The organism is Pseudomonas sp. FBCC-B1565 (assembly GCF_059133265.1).
Genome location: NZ_CP101438.1, coordinates 3,830,149 through 3,855,530, shown reverse-complemented (window position 1 = coordinate 3,855,530; position 25,382 = coordinate 3,830,149). Strand labels below are relative to the sequence as shown.

Here is a 25,382-nt window from a genome sequence, read left to right as displayed (position 1 = left end):
CGATCCTATCGGGGGCAAGCCCCCTCCCACATTTGAATAGGTTCACACATCAAACTGTGGGAGGGGGCTTGCCCCCGATGAGGCCATCAGCCACACCCGAGACCATCACTATGAGTACCCAACCCCGCATTGCCCTGATCGGCGAATGCATGATCGAACTGCAACACCGCGCCGATGGCAGCCTGCACCAAAGCTTCGGCGGCGATACCCTGAACACGGCGGTGTACCTGCGCCGCGAGCTGGGCGACATCGGCAGCGTTGACTATGTCACCGCCCTGGGGGATGACAGTTTCAGTGACGCCATGTGCCAGCAGTGGATCGACGAAGGGTTGGGCTTGGGCAGGGTCCAGCGCCTGCCTGGACGTCTGCCGGGGTTGTACTGCATCCAGACCGACGCCAATGGCGAGCGCAAATTCCTGTATTGGCGCAACGAAGCCGCCGTGCGCGACTGCTTCACCACGCCGGCAGCCGAGCCGATCCTGGCCGCGCTGCCGGGCTATGACGTGGTGTATTTCAGCGGTATCACCTTGGCCGTACTGGGTGAAGTCGGCCGCGAACGCTTGCTGCAAACCCTGATCGAAACCCGCCGACGTGGCGGCAAGGTGGTGTTCGACAACAACTACCGGCCGCGATTGTGGGCGAGCGTCGAGGCGGCGCGTGCTGCGTATGAGCGTGTCCTGGCCGAAGTGGATATCGCCTTGCTCACCGAGGACGACGAGCGTGCGCTGTTTGGGTATGCCGACAGCGAGCAGGTGTTCGCGGCGTATCCGGGGATTGAAGAGGTGGTGCTCAAGCGTGGCGCGGATGCGTGCCTGATCCGCTGCAACGGCGAGCGCTTTTGCGTGCCGGCGATCAAGGTGGAAAAGGTGGTGGACACGACGGCGGCGGGGGATTCGTTCAGTGCGGCGTACCTGGCCGGGCGGCTCAAGGGAAGCTCGCCGGAGCAGGCTGCATTGGCTGGGCATCGGTTGGCCAGTCGGGTTATCCAGGTGCCGGGGGCGCTGATTCCCCGGGGGTGAATGGCCGCCTGCGGCGGATCGGGGGCAAGCCCCCTCCCACAGTTTGATTTGTGAACCTATTCAAATGTGGGAGGGGGCTTGCCCCCGATAGCGGTCTGCAGCCAACCCATCAATCCCGGTAAAACACCTGCACCAGGTGATACCCGAACTTGCTCTTGATCGGCCCGTGAACCACCTTCACCGGTTTCTTGAAGATCACCGCATCAATCGCCCCCACCATCTGCCCGGGCCGCACTTCGCCCAAGTCGCCGCCACGTTTGCCCGAGGGGCAAGTGGAGTACTTCTTGGCCAGCACATCAAACGCCTCGCCCTTGGCGATGCGCTGTTTGAGCTGTTCGGCTTCTTCGCTGGTTTTCACCAGGATATGACGGGCTTGGGCTTTCATTGATCTCTACCAGGTGTGCGACGGCGCGCGATTATGCCTGAACTCATTCGTTGGCGTTGATCATGCTGCGGATTTTTGTCGCCAGCAGCTCGATGGAAAACGGCTTGGGCACCATGTCCATGCCGTCTTCGAGGAAGCCCTGGCGCTCGGCGGCTTTTTCCGCATAACCGGTCATGAACAGTACCTTCAGCCCCGGCCGGTGCTGGCGGGCGATTTCCGCAAGCTGCCGGCCATTCATGCCTGGCAGGCCGACGTCAGTCACCAGCAGGTCCACGCGCAGATCCGACTCCAGCAGCGGCAGTGCGGCCCGAGCGTCGCCCGCCTGGTGCGCCGTGTAGCCCAGTTCATCGAGCACATTGACCACCAGCATGCGCACTGCCGGGTCATCTTCGACCACCACCACGGCTTCACCGGCCAGGGCCACCGGCGCTTCACTGTGGCTGGCGGGCAAGCTGCTTTCCAGGGAGGTGCCGTGCAGGCGCGGCAAATACAGGCGCACGCAGGTGCCCTGGCCCGGTTCGCTGTGGATGGTCACATGCCCACCGGACTGCTGGGCAAAGCCGTAGATCATTGACAGCCCTAGACCCGTGCCCTGGCCGATGGGTTTGGTGGTGAAGAACGGGTCGAACGCCTTGGCGAGGATTTTCGGGGCCATGCCGGTGCCGTTGTCGCACACGCCGAGCATCACGTAGTCACCGGCCTTGACCGGTTCCAGGGTGGTGATGTCGGTGCCGTCCAGGTAACTGTTGGCGGTTTCGATCAGCAGTTCTCCGCCATCGGGCATCGCGTCGCGGGCGTTGATCACCAGGTTGAGCAGGGCGTTTTCCAGTTGGCTGGCGTCGGTGTTCACCGGCCAGATGTCATGGCCGAGCTGCACCTTGAGGCTGATATGCGCGCCTTTGGTACGGCGGAACAACTCTTCAAGAGAGGCCACCAACTGGTTGGGGTCGAGCGGGCGGCGGTCCAGCGACTGACGCCGCGAGAACGCCAGCAAGCGGTGGGTGAGGGCGGCCGCACGGTGGGCGGAGGACACGGCGGCATCAGTGAAGCGCCCGATCTCGTCACTGCGCCCGGCGGCGATGTAGCGCTGCATCAGGTCCAGGCTGCCGATGATGCCGGTGAGCATGTTGTTGAAGTCATGGGCGATGCCGCCGGTGAGCTGGCCCACGGCTTCCATCTTCTGCGCATGGCGCAATGCATCTTCGGCGCGTTCACGTTCGAACATCTCGTTCTGCAGACGCTGGTTGGCCTCGGCCAGCGCCTGGGTACGCTGGGCCACACGTTCTTCGAGGTTTTCATTGAGGTGACGCAGGGCTTCTTCGGTGAGCTTGCGTTCGGTTTCATCGATTACAAAGATGTAGAAACCATTCACCGAACCGTCATTGCTGAAGCGTGGCAGGTACTTCATCAGGGCATGGCGTGGTCGACCATCCTGGTGCGGCGTAATGGTCATGAAGCTGCAGGCCTTGCCCTTGAGCGCAGCGGCGATCTTGTCCTCACGCCCGGCATACACCTCGTCGCCGAGCACTTCGCGGATGGTCTTGCCGTACAGCTCCTGGGGCGTCATGCCGTACCACTCCAGGTACGCACTGTTGTTCAGGCGGAACCGTTGCTCATGGTCGACATAACCGATCAGCACCGGCATGGCGTTGATGATCAACTGCAGTTCGGTCTGGCTTTGGCGCAAGGCCTGCTCGGTGTGTTTACGCTCGGTCAGGTCCAGCGCGGCGCCGAGGAAGCGCGCCGGGCGGCCTTGATGGTCCTTGTAGCAGCGCCCGCGGGCAAACACCCAGCGCAGTTGGCCATCGGCTTGCAGCAGGCGGTATTCCTCGGCGTATTCGGTGCCGAAAGTGATGCAATGCTTGATGCTGCGCGCCACCATGCCACGGTCATCCGGGTGCACGCCTTGCAGGTAGGCGCTGATCGGCAACCGGCTTGCATCGCTGGGGTCGACACCGTGCAGGTAGGCGAAGTGCGTGTCGGCGATAAAACGGTCTTCGCCAATGTCCCAGTCCCAGGTGCCGACGGCGTCGGTGGCCGCCAGTGCCAGTTGCAGGCGTTGCTCGGTGTTGTGCTGGGCCTTGCGCCGTTCGTTGGTTTCGATGGCGGTGACCAGGATGCCGGCCACGCTGCCGGTTTCATCGCGGATCGGGCTGTAGGTGAGGTCCAGCCAGATTTCCGTGTCGCGATTGTGGCGTTGCAGTACGAAGCGCTGCTCGCTGAAGGTGCGCACCTGGCCGCTGAGCACGGCGTCGTAGATCGGCGCGGTAAAGCTCTCAAGCTCCGGCCAGGTCTGGTGCGCCGGCTGGCCCATGGCCTCGGGGTGCTTGTTGCCCGCCAGTTGGGCGAAACCGTCGTTGTAGAGTTGCGTGAGCTGGTTGCCCCACAGCAGGAGCATCGGCATCGGCGAGTGCACGACGATATCGACCGCCGTGCGCAGGCTTTGCGGCCAATCTTTGGCCTCACCGAGAGGGCTTTGCGCCCAGTCCAGCCGCGCAATCAATGCGGCGGCTTCGCTGCCGGCGGATGTTCCAATCATGAAAAAGCCCTGAGCGTAACGCTTTGAAAAATGACAACACCCATTATCCCGTCAGTCGGCGATGGGTGACTACCCCCGAAAAATAGCATGCATTGGGGGTTTGTCTTCAAATGAGTACGTCAGCGCTGAAACCTTTCATCCTTGCGCCAGTTCCGGGCGATTGCGGAACTGATCAAGGGCCTGGGGGTTGGCCAGGGCATCGGTGTTCTTCACTGGCTCGCCGTGCACCACATTGCGCACTGCCAATTCGACGATCTTGCCGCTGATGGTGCGGGGGATATCGGTGACAGCGAGGATCTTCGCCGGCACATGGCGCGGTGTGGTGTTGGCACGGATCACCTGGCGGATCTGCTGTTCGAGGTATTCGTCCAGTTCGATACCGTCATTGAGGCGCACGAACAGCACCACGCGCACGTCGTCCTGCCAGCGTTGGCCGATGGCCAGGCTTTCCAGCACTTGTGGGACTTTTTCCACCTGGCGGTAGATCTCGGCAGTGCCGATACGCACACCGCCGGGGTTGAGCACGGCGTCGGAGCGCCCGTGGATCAGCAGGCTGCCATTCGGGCGTTGCTCGGCATAGTCACCCTGGGCCCACACGCCGGGAAACTGGCTGAAATACGAGGCGCGCAGCTTCTGGCGGTCCGGGTCGTTCCACAGGCCGATGGGCATCGCCGGGAAGTGCCGCGTGCACACCAGCTCGCCTTTTTCGCCGACCAGCGGCCGGCCCTGGTCGTCCCAGACTTCTATAGCCATCGCCAGGCTCTTGCACTGCATTTCACCGCGCCGTACCGGCAGCACCGGGTTGCCGATCACAAAGCAGGAGACGATATCGGTGCCGCCGGACATGGACGATAGGCATAGCTCATCCTTGATCTCGCGGTACACGTAGTCGTAGCTCTGCGGTGACAGCGGCGAACCGGTGGAAATCAGCCCTTTGAGGCTGCCCAGGTCGTGGCTCAAGCGCGGCCGCAATCCGGCCTTTTCCAACGTGGCGAGAAACTTGGGGCTGGTGCCGAACACGCTGATTTTTTCCGCATCGATCAGGTCGATCAAGCGCTCGGGGCCGGGGTGAAACGGTGAGCCGTCATACAGCACCGCCGTGGCGCCGAGGGCCAAGACCGACACCAGCCAGTTCCACATCATCCAGCCGCAGGTGGTGTAGTAGAACAGGCAGTCCTCGCGGGACAGGTCGGCGTGCAGGCCGTGTTCCTTGAGGTGGGTGAGCAACACGCCACCGGTGCCGTGGATGATGCACTTGGGCACGCCGGTGGTGCCACTGGAGTAGAGGATGTACAGCGGATGATCGAACGGTACCGCGACGAATTCAGGCTCGCCGCCGGGTTGGTAAACGTCTTGCCACAGCGCGACGCGGGCGTGGGTCTGATAGTCCTCGATCCTGGCCTGGGGGCGCGCATACGGCACGATGATCAACTGCTCCAAGGACGGCAGGCGCGCGAGAATTTCATTGAGTTTGGTGGTCTGGTCGATGTCTTTGCCAGCATAGCGGTAGCCGGCGCAGGTGATAAGCACCTTGGGTTCGATCTGGCCGAAGCGGTCGATCACGCCCTGGGTGCCGAAGTCCGGTGATGAGCACGACCAGATCGCCCCCAGGCTGGTGGTGGCGAGCATGCCCACCAGGGTTTGCCAGGTGTTGGGCATGCACGCGGCGACGCGGTCGCCTTGGGTCACGCCGGCAGCGCGCAGGCTGCGTTGCAGGCCGGCGACGTGGGCGGCCAGCTCGGCATAGGTCAGTTGCTCGCGCTGGCCGTCTTCTGCGATAGCCACCACGGCGACGTGATCATCACGCCGGCGCAGCAGGTGTTCGGCAAAATTCAGCGTCGCGCCGGGAAACCAGTGGGCGCTGGGCATCTCGGCGTCTTCGATCAGCACCGCGGTGGGCGGGCTGCGCAACTGCACGTCGAAATAGTCAACGATCGCCCGCCAGAAATCCGGGCGTTGGTCGATGCTCCACTGGTGCAGCGCCGGGTAGTCGCCAAGCTGCACGCTGTAACGCTTGTTGATGTGGCGCCGGAACTGGTCCATGCGCGTGTTGGCGATGCGTTCCGGGGAGGGTTGCCAGAGAATGTCGGACATCAGCAAGGTCTCTTGTTCTTATCTAGGTCTTCCACACAATACAGTTCAAATGTGGGAGGGGGCTTGCCCCCGATGAGGGAGTGCCAATTGATACATGGGGTGACTGACCCACCGCTATCGGGGGCAAGCCCCCTCCCACATTTTGAACGCCAGTGTCCGCTGTTACTGGGCCAGCCAGCCGCCGTCGATATTCCATGCGGCACCGCGTACCTGGCTGCCGGCTTCGCTGCACAAGAACAGCACCAGCTCACCCAACTGCGGCGGCGTCACAAACTCCAGCGACGGCTGCTTCTCCGCCAGCAGGTCGTGCTGCGCCTGCTGCGGGTCGACGCCAGTGGCGGCGCGATCATCGATCTGCTTCTGCACCAGCGGCGTCAGCACCCAGCCCGGGCAGATGGCGTTGCAGGTGACATTGCTGGTGGCGGTCTCCAGGCCGACCACCTTGGTCAACCCGATCACGCCATGCTTGGCCGCCACATACGCAGCCTTGCCCACCGAACCCACCTGGCCATGCACCGAGGCGATGTTGACGATACGCCCCCAGCCCTTGGCCTTCATGCCCGGCAGGCTCAAGCGCGTGCTGTGGAACACCGAGGACAGGTTGATCGCGATGATCGAGTCCCAGCGCTCGACGGGGAAGTCTTCCACCGCCGCCACGTGCTGGATACCGGCGTTGTTGACCAGGATGTCGACGCCGCCGAATTCACGCTCGGCGTAGGCGAGCATGTCGGCGATCTGCGCCGGGTCGCTGACGTCGGCCGGGTGGTGGCCGACCTTGCCGCCGAACGCCTGTACCTGGGTGATCACCGCGCTGGCGTCGCCGAAGCCATTGAGGATCAGGTTGGCGCCAGCCTTGGCCAGGCTCAGGGCGATGCCCAGGCCGATGCCGCTGGTGGAGCCGGTGACCAGGGCGGTCTTGCCGTTCAATGTCGTCATGCAAACCTCACACAATGCCGGTGGCGTAGAAAGTACCGATCACCACGAACACCGCGAGGGTCTTGATGATCGTGATACCGAAAATGTCCTTGTAGGCTTCGCGGTGCGTCAGGCCGGTGACCGCCAGCAGCGTGATCACCGCGCCGTTGTGGGGCAGGGTGTCCATGCCGCCGCTGGCCATGGCCGCGACGCGGTGCAGCACTTCAAGGGGGATATTGGCCGCATGGGCCGCCGAAATAAAGCTTTCGGACATGGCCGCGAGGGCGATGCTCATGCCGCCCGACGCGGAGCCGGTGATACCGGCCAGCAGGGTCACGGTGATCGCTTCATTGACCAGCGGGTTGGGAATGCTCTTGAGCCAGTCAGCCAGCACCAGAAAGCCCGGCAGCGAGGCGATCACGGCACCAAAACCATATTCCGAGGCGGTATTCATCGCCGCCAGCAGCGCACCGCTGACCGCACTTTTGCTGCCTTCGGCCAGCTTGCTCTTGATCGCCGAGAAGCCGAACACCAGCACCACGATAATCCCCACCAGCAACGCCGCCTGTACCGCCCAGATCGCGGTGAGCTTGGCGATTTCGGTGGTCACCGGCGTGCTCATGCCCGGCAGGCTGAGGCTGTGGGTCTTGCCGTACCACTGCGGGATCCAGTGAGTGAACAGCAGGTTCATCACGCCCACCAGGATCAGCGGCGACAGCGCGATCCAGGGGTTGGGCAGGGTCAGGTTCTCGGCGGTTTCCGGCTCGTTGCGCAGCTCCGTGCCATAGCCTTCACCGGCAAGTTGCGCCTTGTTGCGCTGGCGCGCCAGGTAGAGCATGCCGGCGCAGAACACGAAAATCGTGCCGATCAAGCCCAGCCACGGCGCGGCCCAGGCGGTGGTGTTGAAGAAGGTGCTGGGGATGATGTTCTGGATCTGCGGCGTGCCGGGCAAGGCGTCCATGGTGAACGAGAACGCGCCGAGGGCGATGGTCGCCGGGATCAGGCGCTTGGGGATATTGCTCTGGCGGAACATCTCCGCTGCAAATGGATACACCGCAAACACCACCACGAACAGCGACACGCCGCCGTAGGTGAGCAGGGCGCAGACCAGCACGATTACCAGCATCGCCTGGCGTGTGCCAAGCAAACGAATGGCCGCGGCCACGATAGAGCGCGAAAAGCCTGACAGCTCGATCAGCTTGCCGAACACCGCGCCCAGCAGGAACACCGGGAAATACAGTTTGATAAAACCGACCATTTTCTCCATGAACACCCCGGTAAACGCAGGGGCGACGGCGGACGGGTCGGTGAGCAGGACAGCGCCGAGGGCGGCAATGGGGGCAAACAGGATAACGCTATAGCCACGGTAGGCAGCCAGCATCAGCAGCGCGAGGGCTGCCAGGGCAATGATCACACTCATGGTGTGTCTCCATCGGATTGTTATTTTTGTGGGGTGTTGCTTTAGGAGAGGGCTATAGCGAGATATGTGCCATGTTCTTAACTTATTGAAATTTATGAATAATTTATAGGTTGTGGTTGGATGTTCCGAATATTGTCTCTATTTTGAGACAAATGATAAACCAATGTGGGAGGGGGCTTGCCCCCGATAGCGGTACTTCAGTCACCTATGAGTTGACTGACACACTGCCATCGGGGGCAAGCCCCCTCTCACATTGGGTTATCTCTATATTGAGAGCTGTGTCTCCATTTTGAGATCAGTCGATGCCCAACGCCACCATCTTCTTGTACAGCGTCGACCGCCCAAGCCCCAGTCGCTTGGCCGCTTCCACCACATTCCCCTCGCACGCGCTCAATGCCGCCGCGATGATCTGCCGATCAAACCGCTCCCGCGCCGCACTGAAGCTTTCACCCTCGACCGTCGCGACGGCACTGCCACGCGCCACGGGGGTGAAGGTGCCGATCGCGGCGCGAATCTCCCCGGCATTCAACACAAGGTCATCACTCAACAACGCCGCCCGCTCAAGTACGTTGCGCAGTTCGCGGATATTCCCTGGCCACGCATGCTGGGCCAGCAACGCCAGGGCTTCACGGTCCAGCTCATGCTGGCTGCGCAGTTCCTCCAGAATCGCCTCGCTCAACGCCGGAATATCTTCAAGCCGCTCACGCAACGGCGGCACCTGGATCGGCAGCACATTCAGCCGGTAATACAAATCCGCGCGGAATTCGCCGCGCTTGATCGCCGCCTCCAGGTCCATGGACGTGGCGGCGATCACCCGTACATCGCTGTGCAGCATCTCGTTGGAACCGACCGGTTCGAATTCCTTTTCCTGCAACACCCGCAGCAGTTTGCTTTGCAAGGGCAGGGGCATGTCGCCGATTTCGTCGAGGAACAGCGTGCCGCCCTGGGCAATCTGGAATTTACCGGGGCGGCCTTTGCGGTCGGCGCCGGTAAACGCGCCCGGTGCGGTGCCGAAGAACTCGGCTTCGAGCAGGTCAGCCGGAATCGCCGCGCTGTTGACGCTGACAAACGCCTTGTGCGCACGGGTGGAGGCGCCGTGAATCGCCTGGGCCAACAACTCCTTGCCGGTACCGGTTTCGCCCAGCAGTAACACCGGCGATTCAGCGCTGGCACTGCGCCGCGCGCGGCGTTTCACTTCGAGGCTGGCGGCGCTGGTGCCGATAAAATGCGCGAAGTTGTATTTGCTCTGCCGCGAACGCAGCAGGGAGCGCGTCGACGCCAACTCCTGCTGCATGCTCAGGTAGCGTTCGATCAGCGGCGACAGGTTGCGCAGCTCATCAAACAAGGCAAAGCCGATCGCACCGATCACCGCGCCGGCGTCGTTGTGGATCGGCAAGCGCATCACCACCAACGGGCCTTTGGGCGTGTCCTGGATGTCCAGCAATATGGGCTGGTCATTGCGTACCACCTGGCGCAGCAAGCTGTTGGAAATCACCTGCTCGCACGGCTGGCCGATGGCTTCGTCGGCGCTTTTGAGGCCAAAACGCCTGGCGTAGCGCTCGTTCATCCACACGATATTGGCGTCGCGGTCGACAATCACCGTGCCTTCGCTGGACTGCTCGATGATCTCGAACAGCGACTGGATGGCCAGGCCGCGAACCTGTTGGTAATCCGTCAGGCTGGTACTCATGACGACAGCCCGCAGGCGGCCGCCAGCAATTCCTTGGTGTACGGATGCTGCGGAGCATCAAACACCTGATGGCTCACGCCGGCCTCCACCACCTTGCCGTCCTTGACCACAATCATGTCGTGGGCCATCGCACGCACCACCGCCAGGTCATGGCTGATAAACAGGTAGGTCAGGCCGTATTTCTCCTGCAACTCACGCAGCAACGCCACCACTTGTTTCTGCACAGTGCGGTCGAGGGCTGAGGTCGGTTCGTCGAGCAACATCAGCGCCGGTTTGAGCACCAAGGCGCGGGCGATGGCGATGCGTTGGCGCTGGCCGCCGGAAAATTCGTGGGGGTAGCGATGGCGGCTGGCGGGATCGAGGCCCACGTCCTTGAGCACCTGCACCACCTGCGCATCGCGGTCGGCCAGGCTGCACGGTGCGTGAACCTCCAGGCCTTCGCTGATGATCTGCTCCACGGTCATGCGTGGGCTGAGGCTGCCGTAAGGGTCCTGGAACACCACCTGCATTTGCTTGCGCCACGGGCGCATCTGCTGGTGGTTCAGCGGGTCGAGGGCTTCACCCTGGAAGCGGATGCTGCCGCTGGAGTCCAGCAGTCGCAGGATCGCCTGGCCCAGGGTGGACTTGCCCGAGCCGGACTCGCCGACAATCCCCAGGGTCTTGCCGCGCTGCACGCTCAGGCTGATGCCATCCACCGCACGTAAATACGTTTTGCGCCGGAAAAACCCGCCGCCAAGGGGGAATTGCACGGTCAGGTCATCCACCTGCAACACCGTCTCGCGTGCATCGCTGCACAGTGCATCGCCGGCCGGTTCTGCATCCAGCAGCAGGCGGCTGTAGGGGTGTTGAGGCGCGTTGAACAGTGTCTGGCAGTCGGCCTGCTCGACGATCTCGCCGGCTCGCATCACGCATACGCGCTGGGCAATGCTGCGCACCAGGTTGAGGTCGTGGCTGATCAGCAGCAGGGACATGCCCAGACGTTGTTGCAAGGACTTGAGCAGCAGCAGGATCTTGCGCTGCACGGTTACGTCCAGCGCTGTGGTGGGTTCGTCGGCGATCAGCAGTTCCGGCTCGCAGGCCAGGGCCATGGCGATCATCACCCGCTGGCGCTGGCCACCGGAGAGCTGGTGCGGATAGGCTTTGAGCCGCTCCTGAGGCTTCTGGATGCCCACCAGTTCGAGCAATTCGAGGATGCGCGCCTGCGCCGCCTTGCCGCCCAAGCCCTTGTGCAGCAGCAGGGTTTCGCCGATCTGCTTTTCGATGCTGTGCAGCGGGTTGAGCGAGGTCATTGGCTCCTGGAAGATCATGGCAATGCGGTTGCCGCGCAGCTTCTGCAAATTGGCGGTCGAAGCGCCGACCAGTTCCTGGCCACGGTACTTGATGGAACCGGTGGTTTTAGTGCCGGCCTCGGGCAGCAGTTGCAGGATCGAGTGGGCCGTCACCGACTTGCCCGAGCCCGACTCGCCTACCAGTGCCAGGCACTCGCCGGGGCGCACATCCAGGCACAGGTTGCGCACCACGGTCTGGCCGCTGAACGCGACGCTGAGGTCGCGGATTTCGATCAGGTTCATAGGCAGTCACTCATGAGCGTGGGTCGAAGGCATCACGCAATGCCTCGCCGATAAAGACCAGCAGCGACAGGATCAGCGCCAGGGTGAAAAACGCGGTCAGGCCCAGCCACGGCGCTTGCAGGTTCTGCTTGCCCTGAGCGATTAGCTCACCCAGCGACGCGCTGCCTGCCGGCATGCCGAAACCGAGGAAATCCAGGGCGCTCAGCGTAGAAATCGCACCGGTCAGGATAAACGGCAGGTAACTCAAGGTCGCCGTCATGGCGTTGGGCAGGATATGCCGGCGGATGATCTTGCCATCGCCCAGGCCCAGGGCCCGTGCGGCCTTGACGTATTCCAGGTTGCGCCCGCGCAGGAACTCGGCGCGCACCACGTCCACCAGGGCCAGCCAGGAAAACAGCGCCATGATCCCCAGCAGCCACCAGAAATTCGGCTCTACAAAACCCGACAGGATGATCAGCAGGTACAGCACCGGCAACCCGGACCACACTTCCAGCACACGCTGGCCGATCAGGTCCACCCAGCCGCCGTAATAGCCCTGCAACGCACCGGCGGCAATACCGATGGCCGCGCTGATCGCGGTGAGCGCCAGGGCAAACAGGATCGACACGCGCGCGCCAAAGATCACCCGCGCCAGCACATCCCGCGACTGGTCATCGGTGCCCAGCCAGTTCACCGCCGAGGGCGGGCTGGGGGCAGGGCGGGTCAGCTCGTAGTTGGGCGTGTCGTCGCTGAACGGAATCGGCGGGAACAGCATCCAGCCGCCGTCCTGCTCGATCAGCTTTCGCACGTAGTCACTGCGGTAATCGGCCTGGAACGGCAACTGGCCGCCGAACTGTTGCTCGGTGTAGCGCTTGAACACCGGGAAATACAGCTCGTTCTTGAAACTCAGCACCAAGGGTTTGTCATTGGCGATCAACTCGCCGCCCAGTGTCAGGATAAACAGACCGATAAACAGCCACAGCGACCACCAGCCGCGACGGTTTTTCTTGAACCGCTCGAAACGCCGACGCGCCACGGGAGACAGATTAAGCATCAGGCGTTCCTCGCGGCGAAGTCGATACGCGGGTCCACCAGGGTGTAGCAGAGGTCACCGATGAGTTTTATCAAGAGGCCGAACAAGGTGAAGATGAACAGCGAACCGAACACCACCGGGTAGTCCCGGGACACAGCCGCCTCGTAGCTCATGCGGCCCAGGCCGTCGAGGGAGAAGATCACCTCGATCAGCAGCGAACCGGCAAAGAACACGGCAATAAAGGCCTGGGGAATTCCGGAGATCACCAGCAGCATCGCGTTGCGGAACACATGCCCGTAGAGCACGCGTCGTTCGCTCAAGCCTTTGGCGCGGGCAGTCACCACGTACTGGCGCGTGATTTCATTGAGGAACGAGTTTTTGGTGAGGATGGTCAGCGTGGCAAACCCGCCGATCACCAGTGAAGTAACCGGCAATACCAGGTGCCAGAAGTAATCGGCGATCTTGCCCACGGTGCTCAGCTCTTCGAAGTTCTCCGACACCAGTCCGCGTACCGGGAACCAGTTCAGCGAAGTGCCACCGGCAAACACCACGATCAGGAACATCGCGAACAGGAACGCCGGCATGGCATAGCCGATGACAATTGCGGTGCTGCTCCACACATCAAAACTGCTGCCGTGGCGCACTGCCTTGCGGATCCCCAGGGGGATCGATACCAGGTAGGTGATCAGCGTGGCCCACAGGCCGAGGGAAATGGTCACGGGCATTTTTTCCAGGATCAGGTCGATCACCGTCTTGCCGCGAAAGAAGCTGTTGCCGAAGTCCAGTTGGGCGTAGCTCTTGAGCATCAGCCACAGGCGCTCCGGCGCGGGCTTGTCGAAGCCGTACTGTTTCTCGATGTCAGCGATCAGCTTCGGGTCCAGGCCCCGGCTGGCGCGGGAGCCACCGCTGATGCCTTCGCCGGAGGAACCGCCGACGCCACCGCCGCCGATCCCTTGCAGGTGGGCGATGGCTTGCTCCACCGGACCGCCGGGGGCGGCCTGTACGATCACGAAATTCACCAGCAGGATGATCACCAGCGTCGGGATGATCAGCAGCAGGCGTCGCACGATATAGGCAAACATCAGCGCGCACCTCCGCGTTTTTTCAGCTCAGCGTTCATTTGTTCATTCGTCAGCGGCGTGGGGCTGATTTCCCACCAGGTTTCCAGGGCTTCGTCGTTCTTTGCCTCGATGGCCGGGCGGCCGAAACGGTTCCACCACGCGGCGGACGTGCCGGGCGGGTAGTAATTGGGGATCCACAGGTAGTTCCATTGCAGCACCCGGTCCAGCGCGTGGGCGTAGGTGAGCATCTGCGCCTGGGTATCGGCCTTGACCAGGCCCTTGATCAGGCTGTCGACGGCGGGGTCCTTGAGTACTGCGTAGTTGTTGGCGCCTGGATCGTAGGCGGCCGCCGAGCCGAAATAGTTGTACAGCTCCATGCCCGGTGACGTGGTGACGGGGAAACCGATGACGATCATGTCGTAGTCCCTGGCCATGATCCGATTGACGTATTGCGAGGAGTCGATACGGCGGATATTCAGGGTAATACCGATTTGCGCCAGGTTACGTTTGTACGGTAACAACAGACGTTCGAGGCCGTTCTGAGTGTTGAGGAACGTGAATTCCAGTGGTTCGCCTTCGGCGTTCACCAATTTGTCACCCTCTGGTTTCCAGCCGGCTTCCTCCAGCAAGGCCAGGGCTTGCAGCTGCTTGTCGCGGATCACACCGCTGCCGTCAGTGACCGGCGCCTTGAACACCTGGGTGAACACCTCGTCGGGGACCTGGCCGCGCAAGGGTTCAAGAATCGCTAGCTCTTCTTTTGTTGGCGGCTGGCTGGCGGCCAGCGGGCTGTTGGAGAAGTAACTCTGCTGGCGGATGTACATGTTCCGCATCATTTGCCGGTTGGCCCATTCAAAATCCCACAGCATCGCCAGGGCCTGGCGCACGCGGCGGTCCTTGAATATCGGTTTTTGTACGTTGAACACGTAACCCTGGGCCGGTTGCGGCATCTCCCTGGCCAGGTGCGCGCGTTGCAGGCGACCATCATCCAGGGCCGGGCCGTTGTAGCCAATGGAGTACCCAGTGGCGGAAAACTCCCGGTTGAAATCGTAGGCGCCGCCGCGCAATACCTGGCGGGCCACTTCGGTGTCGCCGAAATACTCCAGGCTCAGGTGATCGAAGTTGTACAGGCCGCGGCTGACGGGCAAGTCCTTGCCCCACCAGCTCGCGTCGCGGGTAAAGGTGATGGTGCTGCCGGAGTCGATCTTGCTGACTTTATAGGGGCCGCTGCCCAACGGGGCTTCATAGCCGCCGCCATTGGCAAAGTCACGGGTCTTCCACCAATGCTCAGGGAAGACAGGCAGGGTGGCGATATCCAGGGGCAGTGTGCGGTTTTCATTGCTGGAGAAATCGAAACGCACCTGGCGCTCGCCTTCGACTTCGACGTGCTTGACGTCGGCGAACAGGGTGCGAAAGCGCAAGCTGCCCTGGGTCATCAGCAGGTCGAAGCTGTAGCGCACGTCCTCGGCGGTGATCGGCTTGCCATCGGCAAAGCGCGCCTTGGGGTTGAGGAAAAAGCGTAGCGACAGGCCGTCGTCGGCGCGCTCCATTTTTTCAGCGACCAGGCCGTAGACCGTGTAGGGCTCGTCGAGGGAGCGCTGGGCCAGGGGCGCGTAGAGCCAGCCGTCGACCTGGGACACCCCGATGCCTTTGTCGATATACGGCAACACATGGTCGAAGCGCCCGATCTCGATGGCCGAGCGGCGCAGGCTGCCACCCTTGGGGGCGTTGGGGTTGGCGTAGTCGAAATGGGTAAAGCCGGCAGGGTACTTGGCCGGTTCGCCATACACCGTCAGGTACGGTTGAGGCGCCGCGATCACGGCAGTGCTGGCCAGCAGCAGTGCCAGGGACGAGCTAAAGAAGTAAGAAAAAGCCAATCGCATTGTCAGCCTTGAACGCCGTATGAAGAAGAAAAGGGATTTGTACGCTAACGGCATCAGCGTCGCCAGTCATCACATGCACAACGGCCCACCAAAAGGCGGGCCGTTGTTTATTGCATCAGCACAGGCGGGATCAGTCCTGGCGGCTGGTGACTTCGAGCAGGTGGTAGCCGAACTGGGTTTTTACCGGGCCTTGCACGGTGTTGACCGGGGCGCTGAACACGACGGTGTCGAATTCCTTGACCATCTGGCCCGGACCGAACGAACCCAGGTCACCGCCTTGGCGGCTGGATGGGCAGCTGGAGTTGGCTTTGGCGACTTCTGCGAAATCAGCGCCGCCTTCGATTTGGGCCTTGAGTTCGTTGCACTTGTCTTCAGTGGAAACGAGGATGTGACGGGCGGTGGCTTTGGCCATGGGAAGTAACTCCTTGAATAAAAAAGGTGAGCCTACCGGATTCAGGCGGTTATTTCCCGGCAAAGTTCCGCCGGATTGCCCGAGTGGCTCAGGCACGGGCCATAGCGCCGCTGTGGGTGAGCCATTCGATGAGCTGCGCATGCACTGTCGGGTAGGGTTCAGGCCAGGACGATGTAGTCGTTCTGCTGGATGATCGGCCGATGCGGGCCTTGCACCAGATGGATATAGCGACCGTCCACCAGGTCGATGGGCAAGCAGTCGTCGATGTCCAGTACTCCATCGGTATGGGCCTGGGACCAGTGACGCAGCATCTGTTGCTTGCCCTTGTTCGTGGCCTCCTGCTTATTGCGGGCGGCCACCAGGAGGTAGTGGTGGGCCTCGCCAAAACTGTTGGCCTCATAACCGCCCAGGTTGATGAAGTACAGGTGGTGTGCGCCGGCTGCAGGGGCCAGGGGGCTGAGTTCGACCTTCCAGCCGTCGACGCCGTCCACCGCCATCCACGAGTCGATATGCACGCCCTTGGGGCTGCCAAACCAATCGGCGCGCAGTTGCGCGTAGGCTGCTTCCAGCGTGTCCGCAACTGCAAACACCACATCGTGCACTTCAATTTTCGCCCGTGGGTGCTTACCCCCGAGCATGACGACAAACAGCATTGCAGAGACTTCCTGGCGACTTGGCAGAGGCTAACCATACTTCGATTGAACCCTTTTGTCCGGCCAATGCCACACTGTTAATTCGCGAACTCATCAGGAGGTTGTCATGCGTACCATTGATCTGGCGGGTGTTCCCGTTCCTGTCATCGGCCAGGGCACCTGGCGCATGGGCGAAAACCCCGACCAGCACCGCGCGGAAGTCGCGGCGTTGCAACTGGGTATCGACGAGGGCATGACCCTCATCGATACCGCCGAAATGTACGGGGAGGGCGGCGCTGAAACGGTGGTCGGCGAGGCCATTCGTGGCCGCCGCGACCAGGTGTTCCTGGTCAGCAAGGTCTACCCGCACAATGCCAGCCACAAGGGCGTGCCCCGTGCCTGTGAGGCCAGCCTCCAGCGCCTGGGCACCGACTACATTGATCTGTATCTGCTGCACTGGCGCGGCCAGTACCCGCTGGAAGAAACGGTCGAAGCCTTCGAACGCCTGCGCGAAGCGGGCAAGATCGGACGTTGGGGCGTCTCCAATTTCGACGTGGCCGACCTGCAGGAACTTGCCTCCCCGGCCTGCGCCACCAACCAGGTGCTCTACAACATCGAAGAACGCGGCATCGAGTTCGACCTGCTGCCCTGGTGGCAACAGCACCACTTGCCCTTGATGGCGTACTGCCCGATCGCCCAGGGCGGCGAACTGCTGTCCAGCCCCACCCTCAAGCAGATCGCCCGCCGTCACGAGGTCACACCCGCCCAGGTCTCCCTGGCCTGGGTGTTGCGCCAGGACGGTGTGATCGCCATCCCCAAGGCCGTTACGCCCGAGCACGTGCGACTCAACGCAGCAGCAGCCAAGCTGGTGTTGGATGAGCACGACCTGGACGCGATCGATCGGGTATTCGGCGCGCCAAAACGCAAGCATCCTTTGGCGATGGTGTAGTTGCCTTACGGAAACGGCGCCTTCCTTGGCGCCGCGCCCGCGTCAAGCCGGTTTAACCCGCAACCGGGCTGCGCCAGTCATCCGACCCGGAAGTACCGGACACTTCGTGAGTCCACACAATCTTGCGATAGGTGAAGTACACATCTTCCAAGTGAGTGAAATGGGCGTTGTCGGGGTCCTGGCAGTTGGGCATGCGTGACTGGATATCCACGATGGTCGCCCCCTCCAGTTCGATGGTGAAGTAATGCTCCTGCGTCCCGGCCGACGAAGTGCGCAGCCATTCCAGCCGGCACTTGACCTCTTCGCCGCTGGTCAAAGCGCTGAAGAGCAGGGGCGAGGACTTATCGAACACTTTGCTGATCATCAGGGGTTTATGCACCCGCTGGCCGGTTGGCTGGCCCGACTGTGGGTCGCGGGGAATGATCACCTGATGAGAAAACGCCTGGACCAGAATCTGGTCCTCATGGCCTTCCTGGTAAATGTTACCTACCGAGTCCTGGGTAAACGTGCCTGCCGTGATCAAACCTTGTTTTACACCGGTAATAGAGAGATACGCGGGTGTTGGCATGACGGGGTTCCTTGTCTGATTGATGAGGTAGTTCCAACCGATAAGTTTTCGGCTGGGCAAATGCCTATAACAAGAAGCGTGCCTGAAAGTGCAGGCGCCAATGGAATCAGGGTGATGCTGTTGTAGTAGGTCGGATATTCAGCGCGATAGGCTGCTACTGGGCTTAATTACGTGTATTTGATTGCGCATGGGTGCGCATTTAGTTGCTCATCTTGAAATGTCGATAAATGCTGAAGTTGGATGATTAGTTGAATGACTATGCAGGGTTAGGTGCGCAAAATCCTGCGCATTCCCGGTGGTAGCTGGGTTTGTAGGAAAAGGACTAAGTGTAATTCCATCGCTTGCTGAATGTTTTGGGCATGACTAAGGTTCGAGGGCTTCGCAGGAAAATGCGAACTCAAGATAGCCCACTGTCACGCATTACTTGCGTGGTTAGTTGGTTTGTTTGGTTTTTTAGTTGTGCATGGTGGAAAATGATTTATTCGGATAGCCGGTATGATTATTATCTAGAAGTTGCACGATCACCCTGTCTGCAAACAAGTTTTGCCGGTAGCGACATGCGCTTTTCGAGTGAATATGAAGTGCTGGAGTCCGAGCTGGCCAAGGCACAATCGATTCATGCCGGCAGCCAGCCCGACTGGCACAAGGTGCTGGAAACCAGCGAGAACCTGCTACGCCACCAGTCCAAGGATCTGCGGGTGGCTGTGTGGTTGACCTGGGCGTTGCACCAGCGTGAATCCTACCCGGGGCTGCTGGCGGGGCTCGGGATGTTGCGCTACCTCTGTGAGCATCAGTGGTCGGTGCTCTACCCGGAAAAACCGCGCACCCGCGGTGCCGCATTCGGATGGCTGGTATTGCGCCTTGAGCCGCTGTTCACGCAGGGCCTGGCGCTGCAGAACCAGCAGCCTTTGTTCCGCGCCGTGCTTGAGCACCTGGTGCGTCTGGACGAGCTTTGGGCCGAGCACCTGGGGGATGATGCGCCGCTGCTGTTGCCGGTTCGCAGGCAATTGGCGCAGCGATTGGAGCGGGCAGCGCAGGACGATACCCCGGTGGCGGGGTTGAGCGGGGTTATCGAGCAAGTCAAGCAGGCCGCCAGCCAACTGCGCAAGCCCGAAGCAGCGGTGGAGAGCGAAAAGGACGCGCACAAGGTGCTCCGTACCTTGCAGGAGCAGGCCCGCCCACTCTGTGCCTGGTGGCTGCGCCAGAACGCCACCGACCTGCGCGCGTTGCGTTTGAGCCGGACACTGGCATGGCTGGCACTCGCCAGCTACCCGAATGCCGATAACGAGCAGGTGACCGCATTGCGCGGGCCGGCTCCCGACAAGCTCAAGCGTTATCAGGAGCGCTTTGCACAAGGCCATCACGCAGACCTGGTGCTTGAGCTTGAGGCCAGTCTTGCCGGGGCGATGTTCTGGTTCGATGGTCTGCGCATGCTCTGGGAATGCCTGGAGGTCCTGCAGGCCGACCTGGCCATGACCGAGCTGGAAGTGACCTTCGCGCTGTTGCTGCAACGCTTGCCGGACCTGCCTGCGTTTCGTTTTCACGACGGCGCACCCTTTGCCGACGCAGCCACTCGCGACTGGATCTCCCAGCGGGTTGCCCATCACCTGCACAGGCCTGAATTGCCCGCAGCACTCATTGATGCCCAAGCCGAGCCCTGGGCGATCGCCTTGCAGACGGTGACACAGCGGCTGCGCCAGGACGGGCTCAAGTCTGCCATCCGAGAGCTCAAGCAAGGCATGCAGGCTGCGCGCAGTGATCGCGCACGTTTTCATTGGCGGCTCGCCCAAGCGCGTCTGTGCATACAGGCGGGCAAGCATGAGCTGGCGAAGATCCAGCTCGAACAGCTTGACCACGAACTGCAACGCACGGGCCTGGAGCGCTGGGAGCCAGAGCTGGCCCTGGAAGTGACGCAGCTCCTGCACCGCTGCTGCGACCTGCTGCCACAAAACCATGCCGTGCGCGAACGCAAGGAAGACACCCATCGCAGGCTGTGCCTCTTCGATCTGGAAGCGGTACTTGAATAGGCTTTCGAGCCACTTGAAAAAGGAGAGACACCATGGCCAAAGAAGGTTCGGTAGCCCCCAAGGAACGTATCAATATCACGTTCAAACCCGCAATCGGCGGGGCGCAGGAAGAAGTCGAGCTCCCATTGAAGCTGTTGGTACTGGGCGATTTCACCCAGCGTGAGGACGCGCGCAAGCTTGAAGATCGCAAGCCCATCGCTATCGACAAGAACACCCTGGATGACGTGTTGGCCAAGCAGGCATTGAGCTTGACGTTGAGCGTGCCCAACCGTTTGCAGGAAGAGGCTGGCGTTGACGAGTTGGCCATTCAGGTACGCATCAATGCCATGAAGGATTTCAACCCGGCGAACCTGGTGGAACAGGTGCCCGAGTTACACAAGCTGATGGCGCTGCGTGAGGCACTCATGGCGTTGAAGGGGCCGTTGGGCAACACCCCGAGCTTTCGCAAGGCGATCGAACAAACCCTGGCCGACGATGAGTCCCGCGCACGGGTACTGGCGGAACTTGGGCTGGACAGCCCCGACGCCTGACATTTTTCAGTAAAAGGACACTGACCCCATGACGACACAACAGCATTCGCTGCCGGCACGACCTTCTGATCAGTACAGCATCCTCGATAACATCGTTGCCCAGACATTACTGAGCGCCGACGACGACGCCTATGACATTGCCAAGCGCGGTGTCTCGGCGTTCATCGAAGAGTTGATCAAGCCCCAGAACCGTGGCGAGCCCGTCAAGAAACGCCTGGTCGACCGGATGATCGCCGAGATCGACACCAAGCTCAGCCTGCAGATGGACGAGATACTGCACCATCCCGACTTCCAGGCGCTGGAAGCGTCCTGGAAGGGCTTGCAACTGCTGGTCGATCGCACCAACTTTCGCGAGAACATCAAGATCGAACTCCTGAACGTCTCCAGGCAAGACCTGCTGGAAGATTTTGAAGATTCGCCGGAAGTGACCCAGTCCGGGTTGTACAAACACATCTACAGTGCGGAGTACGGGCAGTTTGGTGGCCAGCCGGTGGGCGCGATTATCGCCAACTACTTCCTGTCTCCCAGCGCCCCCGATGTAAAGCTGATGCAGTACGCCTCCAGTGTGGCCTGCATGGCCCATGCACCATTTATCGCAGCTGCCGGCCCGGCGTTTTTCGGCTTGGAAAGTTTCACCGGTTTACCCGACCTCAAGGACCTGAAGGACCATTTCGAAGGCCCGCAATTTGCCAAATGGCAAAGCTTTCGCCAAAGCGAAGATGCGCGCTACATCGGCTTGACCGTGCCGCGATTCCTGCTGCGTACGCCATATGATCCGCTTGAGTGTCCAGTCAAGACCTTCGCCTATCAGGAAAACGTGGTCAACAGCCACGAGCACTACCTGTGGGGCAACACGGCCTACGCCTTCGCCACGCGCCTGACTGACAGTTTCGCGCGGTTCCGCTGGTGCCCGAACATCATTGGCCCGCAAAGTGGTGGAGCGGTGGAAGACTTGCCGTTGCATCACTTCCAGAGCATGGGGGAAATCGAAACCAAGATCCCCACCGAAGTGTTGGTGTCCGACCGTCGTGAATACGAACTGGCGCAAGAAGGCTTCATCGCCTTGACGATGCGCAAGGGCAGTGACAATGCGGCGTTTTTTTCCGCCAGCTCGGTGCAAAAGCCGAAACACTTCGGGCTCAGCCCCGAGGGCAAGGAAGCCGAGTTGAATTACCGCCTGGGTACCCAGTTGCCGTACATGATGGTGGTCAATCGCCTGGCCCATTACCTCAAGGTCCTTCAGCGTGAGCAATTGGGTTCATGGAAGGAGCGCACTGACCTGGAGCTGGAACTCAATAAATGGATTCGCCAGTACGTCGCCGACCAGGAAAACCCCAGCGCCGAAGTGCGTGGGCGACGGCCCTTGCGGGCGGCACGCATCGTCGTCAGTGATGTCGAGGGTGAGCCCGGCTGGTATCGCGTCAACCTGAGTGTGCGACCGCATTTCAAGTACATGGGCGCTGATTTCACGCTATCCCTCGTCGGCAAGCTCGACAAAGAATGAGCAAGGACCAGGAAGTGCGCGGTTATCGAAGCCTGTTCGAGCGCCTTGAGCGTCCGGCGGCAACCCCCGCCAGTAGCGTGACATCTGTCGCGCACCATCTGGGGAAAATGCTCAGTATCCGTGCCGGCAGCGTTCAGACACTGCCGGACTACGGTATGCCCGACCTCAATGATATGAATCAGAGCCTGCATGAATCGCTGAGTCAGTCACGTCTGTTGATCGAGCGATTTATCCGAGCTTACGAGCCGCGCTTGAAGCAGGTAAAAGTGATGACGTTGCCACGGGATCATGACCCGCTGGCACTTGCCTTCGCTATCGAAGCCACCCTGGTGGTCAAGGGTGTCGCTCAACCGGTGGTGTTTACCGCGCGGCTCTCTGATTCCGGTCGGGTAGAGGTCATGCCTGATGACCTTTAACCGTTACTACCAGAGCGAACTCAGTGCGCTGCGACAGCTCGGTCGACGCTTCTCCGAGCGCAATCCGGCGCTTGCTCCGTTTCTTGCGGAAGCCGGTCAGGACCCGGACGTAGAGCGGTTACTGGAGGGCTTTGCGTTTCTCACCGGGCGCTTGCGCCAGAAATTGGATGACGAGCTTCCAGAGCTGACGCATTCGCTGATGCAGTTGCTCTGGCCCAACTACATGCGCCCGCTGCCTGCCTTCAGCATCCTGCAGTTTGATCCGCTGAAACACTCAGGCCCTGGTGTGTGGGTCGCGCGCGATACGCCGGTTGAAAGTGCCGCAGTCAATGACGAACGATGCCGCTTTCGTACCTGTTACGCCACTCAGGTTTTGCCGTTGCAGCTGAGTGCGCTGGACTACAGCGCCCAGGCTGAACGGGGAAGTTTGAGCCTGCGCCTGGAGATGAGTGCAGAAGGCAACTTCAGTGAGTGGCACTTCGATCAGTTACGTCTGCATCTGGCGGGGGATCGCTACATCAGCCAGGCGTTGTACCTGAGTCTGTTGCGTCATCTGGAGGGTATCGAGTTGCTGCCTTTCGGTCGGGATGGCATGCCGATTCACGGGGTGGATGGGCAAGTGATATCGCTGTTTCTGGGCGCCGATCAGGTTCAGCCGGTAGGGTTCAGCGAGGAGCAGGCGCTGATTCCGTATCCGCCGAATACGTTTGGCGGCTATCGCCATCTGCAGGAGTATTTTGCCTTTCCCGACAAGTACCTGTTTGTCGATGTGGGCGGGTTGGGGGCACTGCAAAGATTACCTGGCGAACTGCTCAAGCAGGTGTGCGGCGTGGTGTTGCGCTTCCGATTGGGCAGGCCATGGCGAGAACCCAGACAGCCCAGCCTGGATAACGTGAAGCTGTACTGCACCCCCATCGTCAACCTGTTCAAGCATGACGCGGTACCCATCCGCCTGGACGGAAAACAGGACGAATACCTGCTGATCCCTGGTGAGTACTCACGCGGGAACGCCAGTGTATTTTCCGTAGACAGCGTCACGGGTTGGCATCCCGGAGGGCTGGGATATCAGGCCTACGTGCCCTTTGAATCCTTCGAGCATGAGGGGGATACCGCGCGTTCCCAGGGGCCGGCGAGTTACAGCATTCGCCAGCGGCCATCGGCGCAGCATACCGGGCTGGATACCTGGCTCGGGTTGGGCAGCGGTCTGGAGTTGGACCAGCAAACACTGTCGATCGAGCTGACGTGCACCAATCACAACCTGCCTCGACAATTGCAGGTCGGCGCTATCAACCAGGCTTGCGAGCAGACGCCGCAAGGGCTGTCGTTCCGGAATATCTGCGCACCGACAGCCAGTTTTACTCCACCTCTGGACCGGGACTTTCTCTGGCGACTGATCAGCAACATGTCGCTCAACTACCTGTCACTGACTGACATCCATGCCTTGAAAGTGATCCTCGAAACCTACGATCTACCACGCTATCACGATCGCCAGGCGCAGAAGGTCAGCGAGAGACGATTAGGCGCGATGCGCTCGGTCAGCCACACAGCGGTCGACCAATTGCTCCACGGCTTGCCGATTCGCGGGTTACGCATCGACTTGAGCATCGATCCCCAGGGCTTCCTGGGGGAGGGCGAAGTGTTTGTGTTCGCCTCGGTGCTCAACGAGTTCTTCGCGCTGTACGCCAGCCTCAACGCTTACCACGAACTAAGAGTCATCAGCACACAAGGAGACGTGTACCTATGGCCACCACGGATGGGCCAGCAGCCCCCGCTTTGACACAACTGACCCGGGTTATCCGCGAGTACTCGCTGTTTCAGGCGGTCCTGCGGGTCATCCAGCGTCTGCGCGATGCCCATCCGTTGCTGGATGACGACACGCTGTACGACTTGCTGGAGTTCCAGGCCAACCCGGGCCTGGGTTTTCCTGGTCACGATATCGACCGGGTGGTGTTTTTTATCGAGCACGGCCAGTTGCGTGCGCGTTTGCGTCTTAACGTGCTGGGCCTGTGTGGTGCGGGCTCGCCATTGCCGGCGTTTTACGGTGAGCAGGCGTGCACCGACGAATTGGGTGGCAATGCAACCCGGGACTTCCTTGACGTGTTCCACCACCGTCTGCAACGGCTGATGTTGCCGATCTGGCGCAAATATCGCTATCGGGCGTGTTTCCAGGTAAGCGCCGGTGATGCCTTCTCCGAGCAGATGTTTGCGTTGATCGGGTTAAGGGGGCCGCAGGTCCGCAGCGCCACGCAACTGAATGGCAAGCGACTGTTGCCCTACCTGGGGTTGCTCAGCCTGCGGGTGCATTCGGCGGCCTTGATCGAGGCGGTGCTGCGTTACTACTTCAAGCATCGTCGTTTGTTCGTCGAGCAGTGGGTCCTGCGCAGCGTGGTCATCGCCGAGTCGCAGCGAAATCGGCTTGGCGCCGCGAACAGCACCCTTGGCCATGACCAGGTGCTGGGCAGCCGGGTGGCTGATCGCAACGGCAAGTTCAGGGTGCATCTGCAGGGGCTGGGGTGGGACCGATTCCATGGTTTTTTGCCGACCGGCGCGGACTATCCGCTGCTGTGTTCGTTGGTGCGCCTGACGGCGCGGGACCCTTTGGACTATGACGTGCGCCTGGTCATGGCCAAGGAAGAGATCCGGCCTTTGCACATCGGTGAACACAACGTCTGCCGCCTCGGCTGGACCAGTTGGCTGGCGCATGAGTGCGCCGACGGTGTGGTCATTGTGCCTGGCAACGCTTATTAGGGATGAATCA

At 61.2% G+C, this 25,382-nt stretch carries 21 protein-coding genes; 8 read left to right on the top strand and 13 right to left on the bottom strand.

The window, feature by feature from the left end; genetic code table 11:
- Positions 1-110 precede the first annotated feature (110 nt).
- Complete coding sequence (locus tag NL123_RS18015; RefSeq protein ID WP_248488049.1) at positions 111-1,019, top strand: sugar kinase; 909 nt, start codon at positions 111-113, stop codon at positions 1,017-1,019.
- Between the two features lie 109 nt (positions 1,020-1,128).
- On the opposite strand, the gene NL123_RS18010 is transcribed toward NL123_RS18015, so the two are convergent.
- The 12 genes from NL123_RS18010 to NL123_RS17955 form a co-directional block, all read right to left on the bottom strand.
- Positions 1,129-1,404: a peptidylprolyl isomerase gene (locus NL123_RS18010; RefSeq protein WP_003174397.1), complete on the bottom strand. Its 276-nt coding sequence runs from the start codon at positions 1,402-1,404 to the stop codon at positions 1,129-1,131.
- 43 nt (positions 1,405-1,447) lie between these two features.
- Positions 1,448-3,943, bottom strand: coding sequence for a PAS domain-containing hybrid sensor histidine kinase/response regulator (locus NL123_RS18005; protein WP_494355965.1), 2,496 nt, complete (start codon positions 3,941-3,943; stop codon positions 1,448-1,450).
- Positions 3,944-4,078: 135 nt separating this feature from the next.
- Positions 4,079-6,037, bottom strand: coding sequence for an acetoacetate--CoA ligase (locus NL123_RS18000; protein WP_248488051.1), 1,959 nt, complete (start codon positions 6,035-6,037; stop codon positions 4,079-4,081).
- Positions 6,038-6,199: 162 nt separating this feature from the next.
- Positions 6,200-6,973: a 3-hydroxybutyrate dehydrogenase gene (locus tag NL123_RS17995; protein WP_248488052.1), complete on the bottom strand. Its 774-nt coding sequence runs from the start codon at positions 6,971-6,973 to the stop codon at positions 6,200-6,202.
- A 7-nt stretch (positions 6,974-6,980) separates the two neighbouring features.
- Positions 6,981-8,372, bottom strand: coding sequence for a GntP family permease (locus NL123_RS17990; protein WP_248488053.1), 1,392 nt, complete (start codon positions 8,370-8,372; stop codon positions 6,981-6,983).
- Between the two features lie 295 nt (positions 8,373-8,667).
- Positions 8,668-10,062: a sigma-54 interaction domain-containing protein gene (locus NL123_RS17985; protein WP_248488054.1), complete on the bottom strand. Its 1,395-nt coding sequence runs from the start codon at positions 10,060-10,062 to the stop codon at positions 8,668-8,670.
- Positions 10,059-11,633, bottom strand: a complete 1,575-nt coding sequence (locus NL123_RS17980; protein ID WP_494355964.1) for an ABC transporter ATP-binding protein — start codon at positions 11,631-11,633, stop codon at positions 10,059-10,061. The genes NL123_RS17985 and NL123_RS17980 overlap by 4 nt, the downstream gene beginning before the upstream one ends.
- A 10-nt stretch (positions 11,634-11,643) precedes the next feature.
- Positions 11,644-12,666 carry an ABC transporter permease gene (locus NL123_RS17975; protein ID WP_248488056.1) on the bottom strand — a complete coding sequence of 341 codons (1,023 nt, stop codon included), beginning with the start codon at positions 12,664-12,666 and terminating at the stop codon, positions 11,644-11,646.
- On the bottom strand, positions 12,666-13,727 hold the full coding sequence (locus tag NL123_RS17970; RefSeq protein ID WP_016976573.1) for a microcin C ABC transporter permease YejB: 1,062 nt from the start codon (positions 13,725-13,727) through the stop codon (positions 12,666-12,668). Before NL123_RS17970 ends, NL123_RS17975 begins: the two co-directional genes overlap by 1 nt.
- On the bottom strand, positions 13,727-15,586 hold the full coding sequence (locus tag NL123_RS17965; protein ID WP_248488057.1) for an extracellular solute-binding protein: 1,860 nt from the start codon (positions 15,584-15,586) through the stop codon (positions 13,727-13,729). The genes NL123_RS17970 and NL123_RS17965 overlap by 1 nt, the downstream gene beginning before the upstream one ends.
- A gap of 130 nt (positions 15,587-15,716) precedes the next feature.
- Positions 15,717-15,998: a peptidylprolyl isomerase gene (locus NL123_RS17960; RefSeq protein ID WP_003174386.1), complete on the bottom strand. Its 282-nt coding sequence runs from the start codon at positions 15,996-15,998 to the stop codon at positions 15,717-15,719.
- Positions 15,999-16,156: 158 nt separating this feature from the next.
- Positions 16,157-16,651 (bottom strand): DUF1543 domain-containing protein, encoded by a 495-nt coding sequence (locus tag NL123_RS17955; protein ID WP_248488058.1) that lies wholly within the window; start codon positions 16,649-16,651, stop codon positions 16,157-16,159.
- 106 nt (positions 16,652-16,757) lie between these two features.
- Here NL123_RS17955 and NL123_RS17950 point away from each other — a divergent pair, with 106 nt between their 5' ends.
- Complete coding sequence (locus tag NL123_RS17950) at positions 16,758-17,579, top strand: aldo/keto reductase (protein WP_102592766.1); 822 nt, start codon at positions 16,758-16,760, stop codon at positions 17,577-17,579.
- 52 nt (positions 17,580-17,631) lie between these two features.
- On the opposite strand, the gene NL123_RS17945 is transcribed toward NL123_RS17950, so the two are convergent.
- Positions 17,632-18,147, bottom strand: coding sequence for an Hcp family type VI secretion system effector (locus NL123_RS17945; RefSeq protein ID WP_025858362.1), 516 nt, complete (start codon positions 18,145-18,147; stop codon positions 17,632-17,634).
- Between the two features lie 473 nt (positions 18,148-18,620).
- Between NL123_RS17945 and tssA the strand changes: the two genes are divergently transcribed.
- The 6 genes from tssA to tssG are packed head-to-tail and all read left to right on the top strand — an operon-like array spanning position 18,621 to position 25,372.
- Positions 18,621-20,174 (top strand): type VI secretion system protein TssA, encoded by a 1,554-nt coding sequence (tssA, locus tag NL123_RS17940; RefSeq protein WP_494355963.1) that lies wholly within the window; start codon positions 18,621-18,623, stop codon positions 20,172-20,174.
- 32 nt (positions 20,175-20,206) lie between these two features.
- Positions 20,207-20,704: a type VI secretion system contractile sheath small subunit gene (gene tssB, locus NL123_RS17935; protein WP_248488060.1), complete on the top strand. Its 498-nt coding sequence runs from the start codon at positions 20,207-20,209 to the stop codon at positions 20,702-20,704.
- Between the two features lie 28 nt (positions 20,705-20,732).
- Entirely contained in the window at positions 20,733-22,208 is a 1,476-nt protein-coding gene (gene tssC, locus NL123_RS17930) for a type VI secretion system contractile sheath large subunit (protein WP_494355962.1), read from the top strand.
- Positions 22,205-22,624 (top strand): type VI secretion system baseplate subunit TssE, encoded by a 420-nt coding sequence (gene tssE / locus NL123_RS17925; RefSeq protein WP_494355961.1) that lies wholly within the window; start codon positions 22,205-22,207, stop codon positions 22,622-22,624. The genes tssC and tssE overlap by 4 nt, the downstream gene beginning before the upstream one ends.
- The gene (gene tssF, locus NL123_RS17920) at positions 22,614-24,401 is read left to right on the top strand and encodes a type VI secretion system baseplate subunit TssF (RefSeq protein ID WP_494355960.1); all 1,788 of its coding nucleotides are present in this window, start codon (positions 22,614-22,616) and stop codon (positions 24,399-24,401) included. The genes tssE and tssF overlap by 11 nt, the downstream gene beginning before the upstream one ends.
- Positions 24,365-25,372, top strand: coding sequence for a type VI secretion system baseplate subunit TssG (gene tssG / locus NL123_RS17915; RefSeq protein WP_494355959.1), 1,008 nt, complete (start codon positions 24,365-24,367; stop codon positions 25,370-25,372). Before tssF ends, tssG begins: the two co-directional genes overlap by 37 nt.
- Positions 25,373-25,382: the final 10 nt, after the last annotated feature.